The following is a 23,331-nucleotide window of genomic DNA, read 5'->3' on the forward strand; positions in this document are numbered from 1 at the left end:
TAAAAGAAAGATATAAAGAAAAATATAAAGAAACATATAATGAAAAGATACAGTTAATGGAGGAAAGATGGGCAACAGATATGAATTTATAGCACCTTGTCATTTTGGACTTGAGGCAGTATGTAAGAGAGAAATCGCTGATCTGGGATACGAGATTGTGAAGGTGGAAGATGGAAAGGTAACGTTTGCCGGAGATATGGAAGCCTTAGTAAGAGCGAATATCTTCTTGAGAACAACCCAGCGAATTCTTTTAAAAGTGGCAGAATTTAAGGCTGTAACTTTTGAGGAACTGTTCCAGAATGTCAAGAAAGTTCCATGGGAAGAGTATTTCCCATCAGATGCAAGATTCTGGGTAACAAAGGCAACTTCCGTAAAGAGTAAGTTATTTAGCCCTTCGGATATTCAGTCTATCGTAAAAAAAGCGATGGTTGAGCGAATGAAGGAACATTATCATATTAACTGGTTTGAAGAGGATGGAGAAGATTATCCGGTTCGAGTGATTATTTATAAGGATGTTGTGACGATCGGACTTGATACTTCCGGAGAAAGTCTTCACAAAAGAGGTTACCGCCGTATGGTAAGTAAGGCACCAATCGAGGAAACACTGGCTGCAGCACTTATTAAACTTACCCCTTGGAACAAGAATCGTATTCTTGTAGACCCGTTTTGCGGAAGTGGAACATTCCCTATCGAGGCAGCAATGATGGGAGCGAATATCGCACCAGGAATGCATCGGGAATTTCAGGCACAGAAGTGGGAGAATATTGTATCTCCGAAGCTTTTTGCAAGAGGATTCGAAGAAGCAGAATCCTTGGTAGATTTAAGTGTGGAGATGGACATTCAGGGATACGATATTGATCCACAGATTGTAAAAGCGGCAAGAGAGAATGCGAAGCGAGCCGGTGTGGATGGACTCATTCATTTTCAGCAGCGACCAGTTCATCATTTAAGTCATCCAAAGAAGTACGGATTTGTTATTACGAATCCTCCTTACGGAGAACGTCTAGAAGAAAAAGAAGATCTTCCGGCGTTATATCGTGATATGGGAAAAGCTTTTGCAGGACTTGACGGATGGTCAGAATATGTTATCACAGCTTATGAGGATGCAGAACGTTATATCGGAAAGAAAGCAGCGAAGAACCGTAAGATTTATAACGGAATGATGAAGACGTATTTCTATATGTTTCCAGGTCCAAAGCCGCCAAGGAGAAAGAAGCCAGAGCAGTCAGAAGCGTAGTGACCTAGTGACTGTCACACGATGCAGTTAATAAGCGGATATTAGAAGTCATATAGATAAAGTATGAGCTTTGTAGGAGGCAGAATTTTGAAGAAAAAGTTAATATTTGCCACTGGAAATGAAGGCAAGATGAAGGAAATTCGCGAAATCCTCGGTGACTTGGATTATGAGATCCTCTCGATGAAAGAAGCCGGAGTCGATGTAGATATTGTAGAGGATGGAACAACATTTGAGGAAAATGCCATCATTAAAGCAAAAACGGTGATGGAGGCAACAGGAAGTATTGTTTTAGCAGATGATTCCGGTCTGGAAATTGATTATCTTAATAAAGAACCAGGTGTGTATTCTGCCCGATACATGGGAGAGAACACATCATATCGTATTAAGAATCAGATTATTTTAGACAGACTGCATGGAGTTCCGGATATTGTAAGGAGTGCCCGCTTTGTCTGTGTTATTGCAGCGGCATTTCCGGATGGGACGATAGAGACTCGCAGAGCAACCATTGAAGGAAGAATTGCACAGGAGCCAGCCGGAGAGAATGGTTTTGGTTATGATCCTATTTTCTATCTTCCGGACAGAGGCAAAACAACTGCTCAGCTTTCAGCAGAAGAAAAGAATGAAATCAGTCATCGTGGAAAGGCTTTACGCCAGATAAAGGAGATTTTGTAAATAGATGAGTGAAAATAAAATGAGAATTTTGGTAATCAGTGATTCGCATGGACGTAATGATGATGTGGCAGGAGTAATCGAGCAGGTTGGACCAATCGATATGCTTATCCATTGTGGAGATGTAGAGCGAGGAGACGATTATATCCGTTCATTGGTAGATTGTCCGGTACATATGGTTTCCGGAAACAACGACTATAATCTTGATCTTCCTGCACAAGACATTTTTAATATTGGCGATTATAAGGTACTGGTTGTTCACGGACATACTTTTTACGTATATCGCGGTGTAGAACGCTTAAAACAGTATGCACTTCAAAATAATATCGATATTGTTATGTTTGGTCATACACATAAACCATACATCGAAATCGATGAAGATGTAACAATATTAAATCCGGGAAGCGTTTCTTACCCAAGACAACCTGATCATATGCCAACATTTCTCATTATGGAAATCGATGATGAAGGCGAGGCCCACTACGGACATGGATATTATAAATCCAAATTTACCGAACTGAAAATTTAAAAAATAATATAAATGTACTCGTGCAAGAAAGACTCAGAGAGTACATTATAATGGAAAAGGGTGCACATTGCAGCATCCTTTCTATTTTTTGTGTATATAGAAAGGAATTATTTTATGAAAAAAGGAGATATTTTTGAGGGAAAAGTCATCCGAACCGAATTCCCTAATAAAGGAATTATAGATATTGAGGGGCAGAAAGTAATCGTAAAAAATGCGTTAGAAGGTCAGGTAGTACGCTTCTCCATTAATAAAAAGAAACGAGATAAAATCGAAGGAAGACTTCTTGAAGTCATCGAGCCATCCCCGATAGAACAGCCAGCAGCCTGCAAACATTTCGGTATTTGTGGTGGCTGCCGTTATCAGAATCTTTCTTATGAACAGCAGCTTGACTTAAAGAAACGCCAGGTAGAAGAATTAATCGAGAAAAGCGGACTTTCCTTTGCTATCGAAAATATTTATGGAAGCCCGATCACAGAAGGCTACCGAAACAAGATGGAATTCACATTTGGTGACGAAGAAAAAGATGGCCCGCTTGCTCTTGGAATGCATAAGAAAAATAGTTTCTATGATATCGTAACATTAGAGGACTGTCGCATCGTAGACCCAGATTTCAATGTACTTCTCCAGGCAATCTTAAAATACTTTAAAGAAAAAGGAGAAACCTACTTCCACAAAATTCGTCACGAAGGATTTCTCCGCCACCTCGTAATGCGTCGTTCTGTAAAAACAGGAGATATTTTAATTAATCTTGTCACTACAACACAGAGCAGACTGGACGAATCTGAATTTGTCAATATGATTCTCTCCCAGAAAATTGATGGAAAAGTTGTTGGAATATTGCATACATTAAACGACAACCTTGCAGACGTAGTACAGAGCGATGAAACAAAAACACTTTACGGACAAGATTATTTTTATGAATACCTTTATAACATGCGTTTCAAAATCTCTCCATTCTCCTTCTTCCAGACAAACACCTTAGGAGCAGAAGTCCTGTATGATCAGGTAAGAGAATACGTTGGGGAAACAAAAGATAAACTCGTTTACGACCTTTACACCGGAACCGGAACAATCGCACAGATGCTTGCACCCGTAGCAAGTAAAGTAGTCGGTGTCGAAATTGTAGAAGAAGCGGTGGAAGCCGCCAAAAAGAATGCAGTGGACAACCACTTAGACAATTGTGAATTCATTGCCGGCGATGTCCTCAAAGTTGTGGATAACTTAACCCAGAAGCCGGATATTCTCGTACTCGACCCTCCTCGCGATGGAATCCATCCGAAAGCTTTACGGAAAATCATTAATTTCAATGTAGATGAAATGGTATATGTAAGTTGCAAGCCAACCAGCCTTATGCGCGATCTGCTTGTATTTAGGGAAGCGGGATATGAGGTAAAGAGATGCTGTTTAGTTGATATGTTCCCGGGAACGGTGCATGTGGAGACGGTTGTTCTTTTGTCCCAACAAAAGCCGGATGACACGATAGAGATCGACTTAGACTTGGACGAGCTGGATGCTACCAGTGCCGAGTTGAAAGCAACCTATCAGGAAATCAAAGATTATGTGCTGAAAGAATTTGGCTTGAAGGTTTCAAGTTTATATATTTCTCAGGTAAAACGCAAATGTGGAATTGAAGTGGGAGAAAACTATAATCTTCCAAAATCAGAAAATGCAAGAGTTCCACAATGTCCGAAAGAGAAAGAAGATGCTATCAAGGCTGCCCTGAAATATTTTGCGATGATCTAAGCCATCGCTGATTTCAAGGAGGAATAGCACATGAAAAGCACATTTGAAAAAATGGGTGGAACCTACACACTGGGAGCAGATGGAATTTACTATCCGAATTTTGTCAGTACAGATGAAGAACCGCATTATGGGAAGTATGGAATGATGCGGAGAACATATCTGAAAGAGCATCGTCCGGCAATGTATTCACTGTGTATGTTGGAAGACAGATTGGTGGAACATCTGAATGCTGTGGACGATGAGGCACAGGAGAGAATGGATATTCTGGTGTGCCAGATGATGGAAAAGCAAGGCATTACGGAAGAATTGAAAGCTCGTGATCAGATGGCGTGGATTGGAGCTGTAAATAATATTCGAAATGCTGCGGAAGAGATTGTGTTAAATGAATTGATTTATGGATAGTAAAAAGAACTGAACGGGTACAGTGATCTGACTTGTTCAGTTCTTTTTATATAAAAATAGTTTTATGGTATCATGCTAGGCGAGTGATTAACAAACAAGATAATGTTTTGAATGATAGATTTTGATATGTCTGGTATATTATGTTAACCAAATAAATGAGTGAAGTCTTGTAATTTTGCACCAAGTATATGTAGATTTTACATATATTTTAAAATGTAATGAAGTTTTATGTGTTAAAATGCTATTAGGAAAAAAATTCAGGAAAAATTTATTTTTGACGAATAGATTTGAAAGATTATCTTGAAATATCTTTCATTAAAGAAGAATAAAAATGTGTAGAATTTCTACAAAGAAGGGATAGAATATGACTAATATATTGGAGTGGGAAATTACAAGAAACTATAGAAAATTAAGACCTTCTGAAAGAAAGGTGGCCGATTATCTTCTACATTGTGATGAAGAATTGGACGACATGACATTGACTGAATTGGCTGAGAAAGCAAAAGTAAGTCAACCGACAGTTCTTCGGTTCGCAAGAGGAATGGGGTTCGAGGGATTTAAAGAATTGAAAAGTGCCATTTTAGAGGAGAGAATTAGAAAGAATATGGAAAAAGAGGAAATCACACCTCTCTATGGATTTCCTGTAGGAAAGGAAGATGTTTTGACAGATGTTCCATCCAAAGTAATCGGGACAACGATTCATGTTTTGCAGGAGACACTTAAAAGTATTTCGTTGAAGGAGTTTGTAAAAGCCATAGAATTAATAATAAATGCGGATAATATTGTAGTATATGGGGTTGAAAATTCTTTGTGTGCTGTGAATGATCTTGTGACAAAATTATTGTATTTGGGACTAAAGTGTTATAGCTATGACGATTTTTATCTCCAGAATATCAGCGCATGCAATTTGGGTAACAGAGATGTTGCAATCGGGATCTCCTATTCCGGAAATTCAAGAAATACGGTTGAGGTTATGCGAGCAGCCAAAAAGTCAGGGGCAAGTACCATTGTTATTACGAATTTTGAGAATGCTCCAATTAGTAAATATGCAGACGTACAAATCTGTACCAGCACGGACCAGTTTTTGTATGGGGATGCGATTTTTTCAAGATCATCGCAGCTTGCGATCATAGATATGCTATATATGGGAGTCATTGTTTCAGATTACGATAAGTATACAAAGAAATTGGATAAGAACGGAAGAACAATATGTAATCAAGCATATGAAATTCAGTAGAATTTCTACAAAAGGGCAGGAGTAATCCTGTCTTTTTTTTACGGAAGTTTTACATGGATTTGATTGTATTTGGAAAGTGGAAAGATTAATATTTTAAGCGTTCGAAGGAAAGTGAACATGAGAACTTCGTATGTTATGAAGTTAGGAACGGAAAGGAGTTTTTTGATGCTACAGTTAAAAAATATTAGTAAATCGTATGATGGTGTTACAATTCTTAAAAATATTAATCTGGAAATCGAAAAAGGTGAAATAGTATCTATTCTTGGTCCTTCAGGGAGCGGCAAGACGACTCTTTTGAATTTGATTTTGGGCCTTGTAGATGTTGATGAGGGGAACATTATTTATAATGGAAAAGACCTGACTAATGTGCCAATGGAGGAGAGAGGATTTAATATTGTATTTCAGGACTATGCTTTGTTTCCTCACTTGAACGCGTACAAAAATATCACATATGGACTAAAAAACAAGCCGGATATTTCTACAAAAGAAGAAGTGGATGATTTGATTCGACTGCTGGGTCTGGAAGAACATTTGAATAAGAAGATCGATCAATTATCTGGCGGTCAAAAGCAGAGAGTAGCTCTGGCCAGAACGATGGTAATGAAACCGAAGATTCTTTTATTGGATGAGCCTTTAAGTGCGTTGGATGGTGTTATCAAAGAGTCCATTAAAGATAGAATTAAGACCATTGCGAAAGAGTATCATTTAACAACGATTATTGTAACGCATGACCCGGAGGAAGCGCTTACCTTGTCGGATCGCGTCTTAATTATAAATGAAGGTACGATTTCACAGTATGGAAAACCGGAAGAAATCATCAACGCTCCGGCAAATAATTTTGTACAGGAATTCATTTTACGGCAGTTGGAAATAAAGAAAAATAATATCTTCAGTTTATTTCGCAAAGAACAAAACAATAATATAATCTGGCAGGTGGGATAAGAATGACGAAGAGAAAAAATGCAGAAAACTGGTTTATATGGACCGCCATTATTTTGTTGTTTACCGTATTTCTCCTCTATCCTCTGATTTTGATCCTGATAAAGTCCTTCCAGGGAGATACGGGAATCACTCTTGCGAATTACGTCGAAATATTATGTGGAAAAGGCTTTATAAAAGCCTTGGGAAACAGTTTCGGTATATCGGCCCTCAGTGCTCTGATTACAACAGTACTTTCGTTTCTCATGGCATATACCGTAAACTATACCAATTTAAATCAGGCTTTCAAAAAGTTTATAAAAACCTTTGCCGTGCTTCCTATGCTGCTCCCAACAATTACCTATGGATTTGCAATTATTTATTCCTTTGGAAAGCAAGGATTGTATACCAGATTGTTTGGAAAACAGTTATTTGATATCTATGGGATCAATGGTTTGATGATCGGGTACATCATCTATACATTGCCCATCTCCTTTATGTTGATAAACAACACGATGGGGTATATAGATCGGAAATTTTCTGTCGTGTCCAGAGTCATGGGAGACCGGCCAATCGTAACATTCCTAGAAACGGTGCTCCGTCCGTTGATCGGAACACTTGCAGTTTCCTTTATCCAGTGCTTCTTTTTGAGCTTTACGGATTTTGGTATCCCTGCATCGGTAGGCGGAAGGGTGGAAGTGGTTGCTTCCGTGCTGTATACACAGATGCTTGGAAGTGTACCAGATTTTAACAATGGTGCCGTGGTAGCGATGGTTATGCTGTTGCCTTCGGTGCTCAGCATTGCTGTGATTACATATCTCGAGCGATTCAATGTAAGGTATAACAAGATTTCCTTGATGGAAAACGAGAAAAATCCTGTGCGGGATACGGTTTGTGCGGCAATTACAACGGTGATTATTGTGATTATACTTGCAGTTTTTGCAGTGATTTTTGTGGTACCTTTTGTAAAAGGTTGGCCATATGACATGAAATTTACTCTGGATAATGTAACAAAAGTACTGGAAGACTCAGCATTAACGATGGTTTATAAAAATTCTTTGCTGGTTGCATTACTAACAGCAGTGTTTGGAACGCTTATGGCATATGGGGCAGCGATTGTCACAGCCAGAAGTTCCATTTCTGACAAGGCAAAAAGAGTCATTGAGAGTATTGCTTCTGTCACAAATACAATACCCGGAATGGTATTGGGTATCGCATTTATGCTGGCGTTTACAGGAACTTCATTGCAGAATACATTTGCCATTATTATTATGTGTAATCTGGTTCATTTTTTTGCGACCCCTTATATGATGATGAAAAATTCTCTGTCTAAGATGAACTTATCATGGGAGAAAACGGCAAAGTTGATGGGTGATAACTGGATTAAGACAATGGTTCGTATTGTAACCCCCAATGCACTGTCTTCATTGATCGAAGTGTTCAGCTATTATTTCATAAATGCAATGGTTACGGTAAGTGCTGTTATTTTCCTTGCCGGAGCAAGAACAATGGTAATAACTACAAAGATAAAAGAGCTACAGCATTTTGCAAAATTTAACGAAATTTTTGTGTTATCACTTTTAATACTTTTTACTAATCTGATTGCAAAACTGATGTTTCAGTTTTTAGCAAATAAATTATCTGGCAGCAGAAAATAAAATAAGCTGTGTAAAAATGAAAGGAGAATTATAATGAAAAAAATGAAGAGTATTGCAATTTTAGGATTGGCATTCACCTTGTTGGCAGGAGGTGTGTTGACAGGATGTGGGAGCAAAGAGGCTTCTTCAGATGAAAAGGTTATATTATATACCAATGCAGATGATGAAGCCATAGTAGCAATGCAGAATGCACTGGACGGTAATGGGTATAAAGACAAATACATAGTGCAGACGTTTGGAACATCCGAGCTTGGAGGAAAGCTTCTGGCAGAAGGTGCAGATATTGAGGCAGATTTGATTACAATGAGTTCTTTTTATGTGGAAAGTGCAGAAGATGAACATCATATGTTCAAAGATTTGGAATTTGATACTGGTGCTCTTGAGGAATACCCATCCTATTATACACCAATTACAGCACAGGAAGGAGCAATTATTTATAACACTGATGTTTTGAAAGAAAATAATCTTCCTGTTCCAACATCTATTAAGGATCTTGCAGATCCTGTATATAAAGATATGATTTCCGTAACAGATATTCAGAGTTCCTCTACTGCATGGCTCTTAGTTCAAGCATTGATCAGCGAGTATGGAGAGGACGGAGCCAAAGATATTCTGACAAGTATTTACGAGAATGCAGGTGCACACATTGAAGAATCCGGCTCTGGTCCGATTAAAAAAGTACGAGCAGGCGAGGTTGCGATTGGATTTGGACTTAGACACCAGGCAGTTGCCGATAAAGAAGAAGGACTTCCGATTGATTATGTGGATCCGACAGAAGGAAACTTTACATTGACAGAGTCTGTAGCAGTGATTGATAAAGATGATGATACAAATCCGGAAGCAATGAAGATGGCAGAATGCATTATCAAAAATGGAAGACAGGAACTTTTGGAGACATATCCAATTCCTCTGTATGACGGAGAGAACGTAGATGACGCTAATAAATCTGGTAATCCAAAAGTATTCCCGGAGAAGCTTACTGTAGATCTTTTGAAAAAGCATCAGGCACTTTCAGAGGAATGTAAATAAATTTTATTGAGGAGCATTAGGTAGATGAAAACATACAAATTATTGACACCTGGACCATTGACTACGACAGATACTGTGAAACAGGAAATGTTGTTTGATCATTGTACATGGGATGATGATTACAAGAAAATTACGTTGGAAATAAGAGACCAACTCTTAACTCTTGCCCATGCAGACAGTACCACTTATACAGTGGTACTGATGCAGGGAAGCGGAACTTTTGGAGTAGAGTCCGTACTTTCTAGTGTTGTTGGAGAAAATGAAAAACTTTTGATAGCAGCAAATGGAGCATACGGAGAAAGAATGGAAGAAATTGCAAAGCATAATCGAATACCATATGTGATTTATAACGAACATTATAATCAGGTTCCGTCTGCTGAAAAAATAAAAAAAATGTTGGAAGAAGATTCGGATATTACGCATGTTGCTATGGTACATAGTGAAACTACATCAGGAATACTGAATGATATTCAAGCAGTTGCTCAGATTGTTAAGGGAGCGGGAAAAACTTTTATTGTTGATGCGATGTCAAGTTTTGGCGGAGTAGATATTGATGTGCCTGGAATGGGGATTGATTTTATTATCAGTAGTGCAAACAAATGTATACAGGGAGTGCCGGGATTTTCATTTATCATTTGTAAAAAGGATAAACTAGAAGAGAGTAGGGGGAAGGCTCGTAGCCTGTCTTTAGATCTTTATGATCAATGGAAAACCATGGAAGCGGATGGAAAATGGAGATTTACATCACCGACTCATGTTGTTCTTGCTTTTGCCCGGGCTTTAAAAGAATTGGAAGAAGAAGGAGGTATTCCTGCAAGAGCAAAGAGATATCTGGATAATAATCAACTTTTAATAAGGAAAATGAAAGAGTTTGGAATTCGTCCATATATCAGTCCTGACCATCAAGGACCAATTATTACTACGTTTTTTTATCCAGAAAATTGCAATTTTTCATTTCAGGAAATGTATGACTTTATAAAAGAAAGAGGTTATGCAATTTATCCGGGAAAAGTAACTGAAGCGGATACATTCCGAATTGGCAATATCGGTGAGATATATGAAGAAGATATTTTGAAAGTGGTAAGTCTTTTTAAAGAATTCTTGGAAACACGTCAGGAGGTGTAAGAGTGAAACAAATTGAAGCTGTAATATTTGATTGGGCAGGAACTACAGTAGACTATGGATGTTTTGCTCCAGTACAGTCTTTTATTGAAGCATTCCAGCAGTATGGGATAAGACCTACCATAGAAGAAGTAAGAAAGCCTATGGGGATGTTGAAAATTGATCATATTCGTACTATGCTTGGAATGGAACGAATAAGTGAGTTATGGGTCGAAATGAATGGTCGTACATGGAATGAAGATGATGTAAACAATATTTATCGAGTCATGGAGAAAAAAACACTCGAAATTTTACCGGATTTTGCTGATGTTAAGCCATATGTTTGTGGTACGGTAGCTAAGCTGAAGGAACGAGGAATTAAGATTGGCTCTACTACAGGATACACGGACGAAATGATGGATATTATAGTACCAATAGCAAAAGAAAATGGCTATACCCCAGATTTATGGGTCAGCCCAAATTCTGTAAATAATCTGGGGCGTCCGTATCCGTATATGATTTTCAAAAATATGGAGAAACTTGAGGTATCTTCTGTACAGAAAGTTATAAAAGTTGGAGATACGGTTTCAGATATTAAAGAAGGTAAAAATGCAGGGGTTATTACAGTAGGAGTAATAGAAGGAAGCTCTGTTATGGGGTACACACAAAAAGAGTATCAAGCTTTATCATCAGAAGAGAGAGTGGCAGAGTGCCAAAGAGTTGAGAATGTTTATAAAGAAGCTGGGGCAGATTATGTGATAAAAGATATCAGTGGTTTGTTAGAACTGTTATAAGCTATTATTGATTGTAATAGTGATTTTATCAGTAAGTTAATATTTAGAAGAAATACAAGAAAATGAAAACCTTGACAAATTTTAATGTCAAGGTTTTCATTTTTTGATAGTTATTCGAACTGTAACTATAAGTCCATATCATGTGATTTTTTCTTCGCTCGAACAGGCTGTTTTTTTAGCATTTCCTGTTTCCTCTGATATTCCAGTTCCCATGCCCGATGAGAGAAAACATCAGGATCTTCCACATTAAGATAGTCTACCTCTTCGGCTGCAATGTCACGGAGGTGATAGTCATAATATTTACCAAAAGTTGTTTTGAGTTGGTCGATAAGCTTATTCTGAAAATCTGGACGGATCTGGATTCGGGTGTCCAGTAATTCTGTATATTGCTCTGGTTCCGGAAGAAATGATTCTTCACGGAAAGTCGCTGCATCTTTTTTGAGCTTTGCTTTGAGGGTGGTATCCTGAGAATCCAGTATTTCCAGATTCTTGTTCATCTGGTCATATTTCTTGGAAAGATTGGTCATGTCTTTATCTGTGGAACATTCTGCCTGAAATATCAGTTGCTCTTTCCGGGATTTCAGTTCTTCTATTTCTTCCGTTACTGTGGTTAGCTGTTGATTTAATCTTATATGCTGGATAGGATTTAGAATACTGGTTTTATCCTTCTGTAAATTCAGTTCTTTCTTTTCAGTGATTTTTGCTTTGAGTTTTTTCTTAACTGTGTTGTATTTATCCAGGATAGGATGAAAATGCTCCATCCAGTCATGGATCACTTCTTTTTGCATTTCATTGTGAAGCAAATGATATTGAGTAAAAATCATATGATTTCGGATGGCTTCCATCGTTTCTGCAATGACAGGAATAGATCTTTCCACTGCCTGTGCCAACTTAGCAACCTGTGCTTTTAATTCCCGGAGCATTTTATTATCGGCACGAATCTGGCGGTTGATCTCACAACGGTCGGATATCATACCTTTCTTTTCCATATTCTGTGCGATATAACCCTCATGAATGGTAGGCTGCTCGGTGATTCCCTGATCTGCAAAGCTGCGGTGATCGATGGATGCGTGTATCTGATTTTTGGCAAGCATTTTATTTACAGCCTCTGCCCAATTTTCTCTCCAGAGACAGATTTGCTCTTCGCTGTTCCACCTTTCGGAAATGGGATTTTGCCTGCCGTATCGGGTGCTTTTCGGATGCTTGTCCACACGCTCATATCCTTTTTCCAGTGCTGCAGATGGAGTCAGATATATTTTCTTCTTGCCGGCTTGATAGCGGTATTGTTTCTCCCATCCTTTCTTTTGTGCTTCTTTAAATTCTGCTGCAGTAAATCCTTTTTCCTTACCATCCTTTATACAAAGATATTCTTTTTCTGTTTTATACTGCCATGTCCCGTTTTCGTTCAAGGGACGGACAGTAAGAAGAATGTGTGCATGAGGATTGTGCCCGTCAGTATCGTGGATGGCAAAGTCGGCACACATTCCCAGATCTACAAAGTTCTTTTGAATAAAATCCCGAAGGAGAGAGATGTTGCTGTCGTTATCCAGTTCTATGGGAAGAGCCACAACAAATTCTCTCGCCAGTCGGCTGTCTTTTGTTTTTTCAGCAGCTTCTACAGCATTCCAGAGCTGCTCCCGGTTCTTCCAATCTGGTGGAGCCATTGGTGGAAGCATCACTTCCTGATATACCAGCCCATGTTTTCGTGTATAGTCATGCTGGATGCCATCATAATCATTGTACATCCGGCTGCAGCTCATATAGGCGGAAGCGGCAACTGCAGACCGCCCGGAGCCCCGGCTGACAACCTTGGCTTCCATATGGTAAATTGCCATAGGCATGAACCTCCTTTCTGTGATGGTGTATGATTTGAATTTGTCTTTTATGGGACTTTGGTTTTATTCAAAACTGAATAAAAGTTGCCGGTGCTGCCGGCAACAGCGGATAGCCCTCGGCAGAGCGCACGAGCCTGACCAACGGGAAGGATACCACCGCGATGTGGTGAGTAAGTGCGCCCTTCGGGAGTAGAATTTCGGTATCTACAGCCCTCGTAACCGGATCAGAAGTTCCCGTTTCAAGAGATCTAAATTCATCTCCCGGACATGCGGAGCAACGCTTTCAAGAATAGCCCCTTCCTGGATTAATCTGTGTGTTCTGACATTCCGTTCTTTTTTTCGGTTTCTTGCTTCGGCTTCCTCCTGTCGGTGCTTTGCCTGCAAAAGTGCTTTTTCTTCCGGTATCATAGTCTTTTTATCTGCCATTTCTGGCACCTCCTTTTTTATGCCCGTTTCCGGGCTTTTTTGGTTTTGATTTTTCATAACTGGTACTGATTTTTACTGGAAATAGCAGCGATACATTCAATCAATGTGCATCAATGGAGAGAGCAGTATCGCCGCTAAGTGATTATGGGTATCATGTGGCACCAATTTCTGTTATTTTTGATACAGAATGTCATTGCAACAATATTTTTTTTGCTTCCTGTAAATTTGCAGAAGCATTGTCTTTCCGGATATTGCGGTTGTTGATCCGGATGGGAGCACAGCGTTCCAAAATCCTGTCATAGATTCGGCTGTGCGCCATGTCAGCTGGATTGTTTAATTCTTCCAATGTGAGGTTGGTCGTTACGATCAGTGGTTTTTTGCTGCGGTAACGGCTGTCGATCACATTGAATACCTGTTCAAGGGCAAACTCAGAGTTCCGTTCAATCCCAAGGTCATCAATGATCAGCAGGCTGTAGCGGTTTAGGCTGTCGATAAACTGGTTCCTGTCTTCAAAATGCATTCCGCTCAGGGTATTCAGAATCCGGGGAAAATTTGTCATCAGCACCGGGACACCTTTTTCCAGAAGGGCATTGGCAATGCAACCTGCGAAAAAAGATTTCCCGGTACCCACATCTCCCCAGAGGAGAAGACCAGAGGATCTGGCTTTCATATCGTCCCAGTTTTCTAAATATTTGTGGGCAAGATGCATTTCCGGATTGATGCCGGTATCTTTTTCAAAGGTATAATCATAAAGAGACTTATCCTGTAACCCGCTGGCTTTCATCCGCTCGATCTCTGCCTGTTTTTCTGATAGTTTCCGCTTGGCTTCTTCCTGGTCATAGATTTCCTGCTGACATTTACAACGAATGGGAGGCATGAATACCCTGCCCTGCAGCGTGTATCTGCCCTGCCTTGGAGTATGGCATTTTGTGCAGTAGATCAAGTGGTCGGATTCATTCAAATATTCATCCCTCTGTAATTCCCTGTTTTCAAACTGATTTGTAAATTCGTCTGTAAATTTTTTCATAATGTTTCATATTCCTCGCTTTCGTAATTTCTCTTCCGGGCAGGAGGATGGTCTTGCCTTGCCCAGCTGATGATGGTGGCTGCATGGTTCAGGTATTGTTTTCCGGTGGAAGCCATGTAGCCGGATAAACGTTCGATGTACTCCTGCCAGTCAGGGACTGCCTGTTTGAGTTCTTCCAGTTCCTTTTCTGACAGGAAGACATTTTGAAAATTTCCATAGGGAGAGCGCTTTTCCTGACTCTCTCTTTTTGATAAATGGTTCTTATTTCTCTCTTTCTTATTACTGGACAGTTTTCTGTCTGTCTCAGGGAAAGAATCCTGTCTGTCAGCCGGACAGTTTTCTGTCTGTCTTACGGAAAGAATGTTGTCTGTCTGGCAGAATGCTTTTTCCGGGAATTTCACATAAATCCGGTTCGGATGTCCGGCACCCTGGCGTTTTCGGAGGATCAGATCCTGTTTTTCCAGTGCGGACAGGGATGTTTTAATGGTCATCTGGCTTTTGTGGAGGACTTCTGCCATGGATTCGATGGTAAAGAAAAGGAACACATGACCGGATTCATCCGTCCAGCCTTCGTTTTTCAGGGAAAGCCTTGCACGGTCAAGCAGAACCATATACAGCAGTTTCGTTGTTTCATTCAGCTCCATATCCAGAAGGAATCGGGGAAATACCATATAAGGCGGCAGGCTGGTGTCTGTTGTCAAAAATTCTGTCATGTGTTCACCTCCTTACCTCCCGTTATTCTCCGAGAAAATACCAGTCTACATCTGCTTCCGCTCCAGATTCTTCCGGCGCCGGAAAGGATGCCCTGTTTTGGGGCTCCCTTTGTGCCATCCCTGCTGTCAGACCGGAGAGGAAGAGGGGAAGTGCCTGTTTCAGGCTCCTTTCCACTGCCTCTACGATCTGGTTTACAAAATGTTCTTCCCGTTCCCTTGTTTCCAGATAAGGGTCTTCCTGTGTGCGGTAATAACGGTCAAAATAATCGACCAGAGCGAGGGCAATTACATGGCTGTAGGATTTGAATTCCTGCTTGTCCATGGTCTGCAGATATTCCATGCTTTTCTTTGCAGGTCTTTCTCCAGATTGAAGCGGAGATTTGTGCTTCGGATATTGTTTCGCATCGGCTATTCCCTCCTTTTCAGGCTCATCTGCGCCAGATATTCGTAGCCTTTCGCTGTGGCACAGATATCATCAAGGATTGTGACACGGGTTTTGTCATACGTTCCGAAATTCCGGATCAGGCAGCCTCCACCGCCGACTACGTACAGCCGCATCAGGTCAGGGTTGTATTCATATTTGCGGAGTGTGGCGAAAATATCAGCTACATACTGTCTGGCAACTGCTGTAATGCAGTCCAGATACGGTGCGGCAATATCAGCTGTTCCGAACCGAAGAATCTGCTCTACAGTAGATTCCTCGATTTTTACTCCAAACCTGTCCAGAATGGCATTCTTTGCGTCAATCATGCACTGGTTTACCCCGAATTTTTCTGTCCAGCAGCGGCTCTCCTGTGCTTTTTTGTTGTTGATATACAGGATATTCATGGTTCCGTTCCCGATATCTGCAAGTAGATTGGTTCCCTTAAAATCTCCCAGATGCTTCACAACAGCCGGATATCCCTGGGGGTAAAGACTGCATCCCACAAAGCGGATATGATAGTCTTTGCTGTTAAATGAGAAGCGGACTTCCGGGGTTTGGAGCAGATAGGAGCGGAATGCCTCACGCTGGTTCCGGATCCATGTCAGAGGAAGTCCGGCAGCCAGATGGACATCTGCTTCATGGATGGAAAAGACATTCAGTTCCCGTGCAACTGCCATCAGTGTCAGGAGATAATAATCTTCATCCATAGCCTTATCCAGGATAAATTCTTTGTGCTCTTCGCCGATCCGGTAATAGGTTCCATTGTATTCAAGAACGTTTCCCGTAAAGATCGGCTCTGTTTCGTAAGCGGTGATTCCGGTAGGGGTGACCGTGTTGGCAGTTTTAATGTTGCCGTAGCCATGATCCACGGCAATGATTTTTGTGTTTCTGATTTCTCTCATAAAAAATCCCTCCTGTTTTTGTATTGATTTTCTCAGCAGTTCGTACCGGTGTGGTACTGGCCTGCTGTGGGATAAGCATACAAAAATCAGAAAGGGAAGGCATTGAGAAGAAATTGAGTTTGAATTGAGAAAAAAGAGATATCATTATATTGATACATGACCATAGGAGAAGGTGTTCAAAAGGATGCTGTTGTGATATACTTGAGTTCATTGAACTGCTATAGAATTGTAGAATTATCATGAGATAAGTTAAAATATGACACGTAAATAATACTTGCAGGGTTTATTATTCAATGCAATTAGGACTTGCTAGCCATCTGAAAGAATAAAAAGCATAATGGATACTGAAAGGAGGGACATATGAGATTAGGACAAACAATTTCGGAGATACGAAAAGAAAGAAAAATGACACAGGAGGAATTTGCTCAAATTTTTCATGTTACACGACAAACTGTATCAAATTGGGAGAAAGAAAAAAATTATCCAGATTTAGAAACTCTGATTTTTATGAGTGATGAATTTAATATCTCCCTGGATGTTATGCTAAAGGAGGACACGAGGATGGTAAAAAAATTGAATAAGCAAATAAAGTTTAGTGAAAGGTTTAAGAAAAATATACTTTTAATTCTAATGTGTATTGTGATAGCACTGGCGATTGGTGCAGCAGGCTGGGGAATGGCTTGGAATAGTGCCAAGAACTCTTTGGAAGCTAAATTTAGAAATGGTGTGGAAATAAATGGATTTCGTTTTGATGAGCAGGCAGGTTATTATAAAAAAATGATTGATCAAGAAACTTATTATACGTTGCCGAATCAATCAATGCCAGGTTATTTCGATTTTGTGCTTCATTTCCATAATGAAGTTCTGGATTACTATACGGTAGAGAATGGAGAGCATATCCAAATACGCTGGAGTGGACGGGATAATGAAGGAAAAATGAATCATAGCATTTGCTATTTGGATGAATATGGAATGTACAAGTATACTCTTTCAGAAAAACAAGAGAAAGAATTATGTGCAGTAAATACAGATATCAGTAAAATCATTAAAGACGGTAAAGAAATATATGAGAGCGTATATGAATAATGTTGCATAGAGTATTCAAACAAATATATATTTGCTGAAATTAAAAGAACTTTCTCCCAAAAGTGGGAAAAAGTCATATAGACGTGATAAAAGACACTTCGTATGACAATGTGTGATAATGCCATCCGAAGTGTCTTTGTTTCCAGGATTACCTTTTTTTCATTTTGATTATACCGATTCCAATAAGACAAGCACTGATTAATCCACCAGCAATTAAAATTATTACATAGACATTTGCATTGAAACTTATGTCTGTACTCCAATTTGAAAAGTTGACGTGACTGATAGTAAGTTGTCTTTTATGTTCAATAAGAAAAGTACAGATATCGTTGGAAAAAATCATCCATATACTACACAAGAAAGTACTGATTCCGGCTTTGATGAAAGAATTTACAGATAAATATCTTATTGTGAGGAAAATGAGCCATACACCTAGCATAAGGACGAATGCAACAATGCTTCCTGTTTTCATTTCAGCCATTCCTGAGCGGTAACATACAATGAATATTGTAAGATATAGCCATAACGTGTCCCATATCATAGTAATAAGAGCTTTTTTATCAGATAAAACAGGTGGTAAAGTGATATTTCGTATTATAAAAGGGAAGAATACTACAGATAATCCGAATAAAGTAGGGATTGACCAATATAGGAATTCTCCGCCTCCATTCATGGCATCCACGAAAAAGAAAATCAGCAATAAAGCGGCAATACTGCATAGGATACATTTTATAATTCTTTTTTGTGAAGATATCAAAGGAATTACAGTAAGTGCAGCAACAAGCATCATGGATGCAGTGACCACAAGAAATACACCAAGTCCTCCTCCGTTTGCCATAGATACAATAAAGGTAATAATGATTGGCAGAAGAAGGATACCTGCTATAACAACGCCGGCTTTAAAAGCGGCATTCCGTTCTTTTTGAGCGTGACGGGCAAGAACTCCTTTTGATTCCTGTTTGATAACTGTGTTAATGGTATTATTCGCTAACTGTTCATAAGTATTTCTGCATTTGGGACAGTCAGTTAAATGCTGTTCTACCAGTTGGCAACTTGCCAAGCTGCATGCATGGTCATAATAAAGTGGCAGAAGATCCTGCACAATATCACATTGATTTTGATTATTATTCATATTCATCCATCCTTTCTTTGATCTTTAATCTTGCCCTATGATAAGTAACTCTTGCCCAGTTCTCTGTTTTACTAAAGATAGTTCCAATCTGTGAAATGATAATTCTCCAAATACCCTAAGCTGGAATACTTCTTTATAAGGCTCCTGAAGTTCATGAAGTATGAGATGGATCTGAAGAGCTTTGTCTTGATCTTCATAATTATCTACCATATCAAAAGATACTTCAGAGCTAGCTTCATCAAAAGATGCATATTTAGTATTTTTTCTACATTCATCAATTGCAAGGTTTTTAGCAATACTACAAAGCCAGGTAAATTCGCTGGACTTGCCTTCGTATGTGTGTTTTGCGGTCATAGCTTTATAAAAAGTATTTTGGGTAATTTCCTCCGCAAGAGACTGATTTTTTACAATAGTCATCACATATGAGTAAACCTGCAGATAATATGAATTGTACAATTTCTCATAATCCAGAACTGTTCACCTCCTTTTTACATAGATTAGACGGAGAAAGGATAGTTTCGTTACAAATTTTTTCTATTTTATTTTATTATTTGTTTTTGGAAGCCAGGATTCCCCTTGCCAGTGCGATGCCTACCTGCGGATACAGTTCCTGAATTTCCTGATATTTTTCTTCAATCAGTTCCGGCTCATCAGCCCAGACATTCTCATAAATCTTCATGGCTTTTTTGAAATGGATTTTAGCTTGTGGGATATTTGCTGTGATCAGGCAGATATTTCCCATGGATTCCTGTACCTGGGCATAGTCCAGACAGGTATCGGAGTTGTATTCTCTGATGATCTGGGCAAGTTTCCGGAGAACAGCCATTGCCCGCTCCGGCTCCTGCAATTCTGTCAATAAGGCAGCATAATTGTTGATCTGGGGAATGCTGTCATTGGTATAAAGCAGTTGGTACTGCTCAAGCAGGAAGATTCCCTTTTCCATGTGTTCTTTTGCATGCTCTGCTTGGCCATTCATGCGGTAAAGACCACCCAGATTCGCATGAAGGTTGGAGACAAGGTGGGCATTGCCCTCTGTGATTTCTTTGATCTGGGCAAGGGCTTCTTTTTCCAGTTTGATGGCTTTTTCCGGCTTTGTTTCCATACATGCCTGATAGTCCAGTAATAATGCACGGTCGGTAGCAGCAGCTCCATTTTCATTCCCTTTCAAAAGCTGCTTCATCTCCAGGATAATCTCTTTCATACCTTTCCTGTAACGGTATTTCTCCATATATGGGAAGACATCCTCCAGAAATAGCAGGTACTTGGTCAGATCATCTTTTTCTATCAGCCGTATGATATTCCCGACTGTCTGAAACAGTTTTTTATAATAGCTGACTTCTGTTCCATGCATCAGACATATTTTTTGCAGAGAATCGAGCAAAGTGTGGCAGTCTGTGACTGAAGGTTTTGTTTCTGAAAGAGCAATCTCCTGAATCATCGGATGCAGGGAAATTGTATGCCGTGTAGTTGCCTGTACAAAACCTGTTTCAACCAGGTCATTGATGTCATTTAAGTCAGTTAATCCAAGCCAGTCAGCAAAAATACGAGCGGAAATACCGGCAGGAGGCAGAAAGCAAAGGTTTTGCATGATTTCCTGTTGTTCCACGGATATGGAATAAAGGGAGAACAGAGTGTGAATATGGTTATAGTAAGTCGCCTTGCTGTTTTGTCCGTCTTTGATGGCACTGATTTTATCTTCATTTTCAAGGGATGCCTTTTCTTCCCGTAGCTTTTCCAGTAAGCGGTTCGGAGGTAGAATCCCATTTTCCAGTAGTTTGGCTGCCAACTCTACTGCAAAGGTATGGCGGTGAACGGTTTCTATGATTTCTTCCACCAGTGTCTGGTGTTCTTCTGCTTCGGAATAAAATGCAGCTGCCAGTTGAAACAGGCTGGCTGGTTCCCTGATCTCTTTTAACTGCAGGATACAGTGTCCGTCAAAATTACTTCTGGTCGTGAATAGAATCCTACACCGGTATTTCAGAACCACCGGCAGAAAACTGTCCTGCGTGGCAGTGACATTGAAATTATCTATGATGAGCAGTGTATCTTCTTTTAGAGAGCGGAGAAAACGGTTGTGCTTCCGGAATCGTTCTTCTTCACTGTCTTCCGGCAGATCGTCACTGAAATCCATATCTGTAACTGACTGATGTAAATCTCCGGAATATTCGACATAAAGGATGTTCGTATAATATTTTTTGTATTGCTTTGCATATGCTTTCGCCAGTTCACTCTTTCCTATCCCGGCAATTCCATAGAGAAATACTTTGCTGTTTTCTTCCAGCATTGTATGTAATCCGTCCAGTTCGTTTTCTCTTCCAAGAAAATGACGGCATGGTCTGGGAACTTCACTGTCCATGATGTAATCCAGAATAACCGGGGAAAGAGAGCCGCCTGCAAGCAGCTTTTGGTTTCTGGTGTCCCGTTTGATAAATTGGCGTTCCATACCAAAGGAGATCAGTTTCGCAAGAAAGAGAAGCCGTGAATCAATCGGCTTGTAAAGGGATGCCAGCTTTTTCTTTTTTGCTTCGGAGATTGTGGAATCCTGCATGAACAGGAGATAAACATCCTGCAGTGCTTTGTTACAGTCGGTCATTAATGGTATAAGATTATGCTGCAGCGTTTCAGCCAGCTTTTCCTGCTTGCTTGGTCTTGCATAGTAAGTGCAGATTTTGGGACTGATCTTCGCCTGTCCGGTCATCCACCGGCAGACCAGCCCATTGTCAAAAGAAAAATCTTTGCTTTCCGGGCTGTCCATAAAATCCTCAAATACTTCATATAAAAATTCAGGCTGGTTCATCTGGTTACTTTCGCTGATATGATTTTTTAAACATGTCATTATAGAGCTAAAATCGCATCGATCCAATCGCAATCCCACCTTTTTATATCATTTCTGTTTCTATCTGGTACTAGATTTTTTTATCATAGCACAAACGTATGTTCTGTACAATAGTATTTCAATATTGTGAACAAAAGTAACAGGGAAACAGTCAATCTGTACTCAATTTCTGTTCAATGAGAATCTAATAGCTTTCCTGTAGAATGACCACAGAATAAAAAACAGGGAAGGAGAAGCTTGTGAAACAGAATGTAGAATTTGAACGGTGCATTGATTTTCTTGTGCGGATGTTAGATAAATACGGCGAAGAGCTGCTCCGGGAACTGGAGGAAGAAAAGAAAAACAATGGACAGGAGAAAACAGAAGAAAATGAAAAAGAAGCGGCAGCTTGCTGAGATGGAAATCGCAGGGCTGCCGTTTTATATGATTTTAATATAATTTATATCTGCAAATCTTTTCCCAATTTTCAGGGAATCCCATTTGTTTTAATAGTTGTGCCTGTGTTAAATGTGGGCACTGCTTAAGTACTCGCTTGATTAATTGGCTAAGAGAACGTTTAAAAGATTTAAAATCATCATTGTTGATGAGATATCTTAGTGAAAGAACTACAGCAAATAAATCGTGTTTACCAAGCGTATAACTCCCCTTTTTCAACGGAATAGAAAGCTTTTGGTGTAGGAGTGTATCAGGGATTGTATCTTGAGTTCGAAAATCATATAATCGTTCTCCATGAGCACATACATTCCGGCACTTTGCAATAATAGTGATAAATTGATGCAATTGTTTTTCTGTATAGCCTGGGAAATGTTTACTGACTTTTACTTGGACATCGTTTGGCATATATTGATAAAAGGCAGAAAGTTGTCCAAATGTAACAGCATTCATTGCAACCCAAAGTGGAACATTACCATATACCTTGGAATAATGGGAAATGTAATTATAATGGGAAGGTATCGAAATACAGTTTTGCATAGAATGAATCAGACGATTGACTGCTTTTTGGTTTTTCTTTGCAGAATTAAAATTTTCAAGGTTTAAATATTCTGCCTGATTTTCACCAAATTTTTCACAGAAGTGATAGGAAATCAAAGATTTCAGATGTCGTTCTACATGAAGAATATACTTTAAAAATAAAGTCCGTAACTCTTCATCAAAATAATAAAATGCAACAATTTCTTCAAATGTAACACCATATAGGTATTTTCCGGAAGGTTTATGTTTGAACAGATTTTTGTATCCGCCAATCAAAGAATAGTAGCTGATATGTTCTAGCGTATGGATGGCAGTTGGAACATCTGAAATTGTTAATTGTTTTTCATTCTGCAATTTTTCAATTTGCTGATCGTATGTAAGAAATTTTTTCTCCATAATATATCACTCCTATATAGTAAAAAAGGAGCCCACGCATGAGCTCCTCCGGCTACGGGCCCCTCGAGCATCCGTAGCACAACCACTAAAAATACTATACAGGATCGATTTCTGAAAGTCAATCTGTTTTTTAGTGGTAGTATTAGTTTATTCATATAAGCGTTAAATATTCGGAAACAAATATTGAATACAGTTGGAACAAATGATAAAATATGGTTGGGACACAAGACGCGGAATAGTATTGTGAAGAAATAAGAATTGCAGG

General features: G+C 39.4%; 22 protein-coding genes and 1 pseudogene. 13 read left to right on the top strand and 10 right to left on the bottom strand.

Annotation, left to right across the window (positions count from 1 at the left end; genetic code table 11):
- Positions 1 to 67: 67 nt before the first annotated feature.
- From EHLA_RS01955 to phnX, 11 genes are all read left to right on the top strand, one after another.
- Complete coding sequence (locus EHLA_RS01955) at positions 68 to 1,237, top strand: THUMP domain-containing class I SAM-dependent RNA methyltransferase (protein ID WP_096239122.1); 1,170 nt, start codon at positions 68 to 70, stop codon at positions 1,235 to 1,237.
- A gap of 87 nt (positions 1,238 to 1,324) precedes the next feature.
- Complete coding sequence (locus EHLA_RS01960) at positions 1,325 to 1,909, top strand: XTP/dITP diphosphatase (protein WP_021906994.1); 585 nt, start codon at positions 1,325 to 1,327, stop codon at positions 1,907 to 1,909.
- Positions 1,910 to 1,928: 19 nt separating this feature from the next.
- The gene (locus EHLA_RS01965) at positions 1,929 to 2,435 is read left to right on the top strand and encodes a metallophosphoesterase family protein (RefSeq protein ID WP_096241523.1); all 507 of its coding nucleotides are present in this window, start codon (positions 1,929 to 1,931) and stop codon (positions 2,433 to 2,435) included.
- A gap of 114 nt (positions 2,436 to 2,549) precedes the next feature.
- Positions 2,550 to 4,178 carry a 23S rRNA (uracil(1939)-C(5))-methyltransferase RlmD gene (gene rlmD / locus EHLA_RS01970; protein ID WP_096239123.1) on the top strand — a complete coding sequence of 543 codons (1,629 nt, stop codon included), beginning with the start codon at positions 2,550 to 2,552 and terminating at the stop codon, positions 4,176 to 4,178.
- 30 nt (positions 4,179 to 4,208) lie between these two features.
- Positions 4,209 to 4,580 carry a TnpV protein gene (locus EHLA_RS01975; RefSeq protein WP_096239124.1) on the top strand — a complete coding sequence of 124 codons (372 nt, stop codon included), beginning with the start codon at positions 4,209 to 4,211 and terminating at the stop codon, positions 4,578 to 4,580.
- A gap of 364 nt (positions 4,581 to 4,944) precedes the next feature.
- The gene (locus EHLA_RS01980) at positions 4,945 to 5,817 is read left to right on the top strand and encodes a MurR/RpiR family transcriptional regulator (RefSeq protein WP_096239125.1); all 873 of its coding nucleotides are present in this window, start codon (positions 4,945 to 4,947) and stop codon (positions 5,815 to 5,817) included.
- A 165-nt stretch (positions 5,818 to 5,982) separates the two neighbouring features.
- Complete coding sequence (locus EHLA_RS01985; RefSeq protein ID WP_096241524.1) at positions 5,983 to 6,759, top strand: ABC transporter ATP-binding protein; 777 nt, start codon at positions 5,983 to 5,985, stop codon at positions 6,757 to 6,759.
- Between the two features lie 2 nt (positions 6,760 to 6,761).
- Positions 6,762 to 8,393 (top strand): ABC transporter permease subunit, encoded by a 1,632-nt coding sequence (locus EHLA_RS01990; RefSeq protein WP_096239126.1) that lies wholly within the window; start codon positions 6,762 to 6,764, stop codon positions 8,391 to 8,393.
- A 33-nt stretch (positions 8,394 to 8,426) separates the two neighbouring features.
- Positions 8,427 to 9,422, top strand: coding sequence for an extracellular solute-binding protein (locus EHLA_RS01995; RefSeq protein WP_197702347.1), 996 nt, complete (start codon positions 8,427 to 8,429; stop codon positions 9,420 to 9,422).
- A 24-nt stretch (positions 9,423 to 9,446) separates the two neighbouring features.
- Positions 9,447 to 10,547: a 2-aminoethylphosphonate--pyruvate transaminase gene (locus EHLA_RS02000; RefSeq protein ID WP_096239127.1), complete on the top strand. Its 1,101-nt coding sequence runs from the start codon at positions 9,447 to 9,449 to the stop codon at positions 10,545 to 10,547.
- A gap of 2 nt (positions 10,548 to 10,549) precedes the next feature.
- A complete protein-coding gene (gene phnX / locus EHLA_RS02005; RefSeq protein ID WP_173854252.1) occupies positions 10,550 to 11,317 on the top strand; it encodes a phosphonoacetaldehyde hydrolase in 768 nt (255 codons plus the stop codon).
- 125 nt (positions 11,318 to 11,442) lie between these two features.
- Here phnX and mobQ read toward each other — a convergent pair whose 3' ends face one another.
- From mobQ to EHLA_RS02035, 6 genes and pseudogenes are all read right to left on the bottom strand, one after another.
- Complete coding sequence (gene mobQ / locus EHLA_RS02010) at positions 11,443 to 13,152, bottom strand: MobQ family relaxase (RefSeq protein WP_096239128.1); 1,710 nt, start codon at positions 13,150 to 13,152, stop codon at positions 11,443 to 11,445.
- 204 nt (positions 13,153 to 13,356) lie between these two features.
- Positions 13,357 to 13,578: a DUF3847 domain-containing protein gene (locus EHLA_RS02015; protein ID WP_096239129.1), complete on the bottom strand. Its 222-nt coding sequence runs from the start codon at positions 13,576 to 13,578 to the stop codon at positions 13,357 to 13,359.
- Between the two features lie 190 nt (positions 13,579 to 13,768).
- Positions 13,769 to 14,605 (bottom strand): ATP-binding protein, encoded by an 837-nt coding sequence (locus EHLA_RS02020; protein WP_096239130.1) that lies wholly within the window; start codon positions 14,603 to 14,605, stop codon positions 13,769 to 13,771.
- A complete protein-coding gene (locus EHLA_RS02025) occupies positions 14,602 to 15,318 on the bottom strand; it encodes a replication initiator protein A (protein ID WP_096239131.1) in 717 nt (238 codons plus the stop codon). Before EHLA_RS02025 ends, EHLA_RS02020 begins: the two co-directional genes overlap by 4 nt.
- 22 nt (positions 15,319 to 15,340) lie before the next feature.
- A pseudogene (locus EHLA_RS02030) lies at positions 15,341 to 15,723 on the bottom strand (adenylate cyclase).
- 3 nt (positions 15,724 to 15,726) lie between these two features.
- Positions 15,727 to 16,644 carry a ParM/StbA family protein gene (locus EHLA_RS02035; protein ID WP_096239132.1) on the bottom strand — a complete coding sequence of 306 codons (918 nt, stop codon included), beginning with the start codon at positions 16,642 to 16,644 and terminating at the stop codon, positions 15,727 to 15,729.
- A gap of 360 nt (positions 16,645 to 17,004) precedes the next feature.
- On the opposite strand from EHLA_RS02035, the gene EHLA_RS02040 reads away from it, so the two are divergent.
- Entirely contained in the window at positions 17,005 to 17,730 is a 726-nt protein-coding gene (locus EHLA_RS02040) for a helix-turn-helix transcriptional regulator (protein ID WP_096239133.1), read from the top strand.
- Between the two features lie 148 nt (positions 17,731 to 17,878).
- Here EHLA_RS02040 and EHLA_RS02045 read toward each other — a convergent pair whose 3' ends face one another.
- The 3 genes from EHLA_RS02045 to EHLA_RS02055 form a co-directional block, all read right to left on the bottom strand.
- Entirely contained in the window at positions 17,879 to 18,862 is a 984-nt protein-coding gene (locus tag EHLA_RS02045) for a zf-HC2 domain-containing protein (RefSeq protein ID WP_242970649.1), read from the bottom strand.
- A gap of 24 nt (positions 18,863 to 18,886) precedes the next feature.
- Positions 18,887 to 19,279, bottom strand: a complete 393-nt coding sequence (locus EHLA_RS02050) for an RNA polymerase sigma factor (RefSeq protein WP_330400037.1) — start codon at positions 19,277 to 19,279, stop codon at positions 18,887 to 18,889.
- A 130-nt stretch (positions 19,280 to 19,409) separates the two neighbouring features.
- Positions 19,410 to 21,659 carry an NB-ARC domain-containing protein gene (locus EHLA_RS02055; RefSeq protein WP_096239135.1) on the bottom strand — a complete coding sequence of 750 codons (2,250 nt, stop codon included), beginning with the start codon at positions 21,657 to 21,659 and terminating at the stop codon, positions 19,410 to 19,412.
- Between the two features lie 278 nt (positions 21,660 to 21,937).
- Between EHLA_RS02055 and EHLA_RS16390 the strand changes: the two genes are divergently transcribed.
- Positions 21,938 to 22,093, top strand: coding sequence for a hypothetical protein (locus tag EHLA_RS16390; protein ID WP_173854254.1), 156 nt, complete (start codon positions 21,938 to 21,940; stop codon positions 22,091 to 22,093).
- Positions 22,094 to 22,127: 34 nt separating this feature from the next.
- Here EHLA_RS16390 and EHLA_RS02060 read toward each other — a convergent pair whose 3' ends face one another.
- Positions 22,128 to 23,066, bottom strand: a complete 939-nt coding sequence (locus EHLA_RS02060; RefSeq protein WP_242970650.1) for an Abi family protein — start codon at positions 23,064 to 23,066, stop codon at positions 22,128 to 22,130.
- Between the last annotated feature and the right edge of the window lie 265 nt (positions 23,067 to 23,331).

This window comes from Anaerobutyricum hallii (assembly GCF_900209925.1).
Taxonomy (GTDB): Bacteria; Bacillota; Clostridia; order Lachnospirales; family Lachnospiraceae; genus Anaerobutyricum; species Anaerobutyricum soehngenii.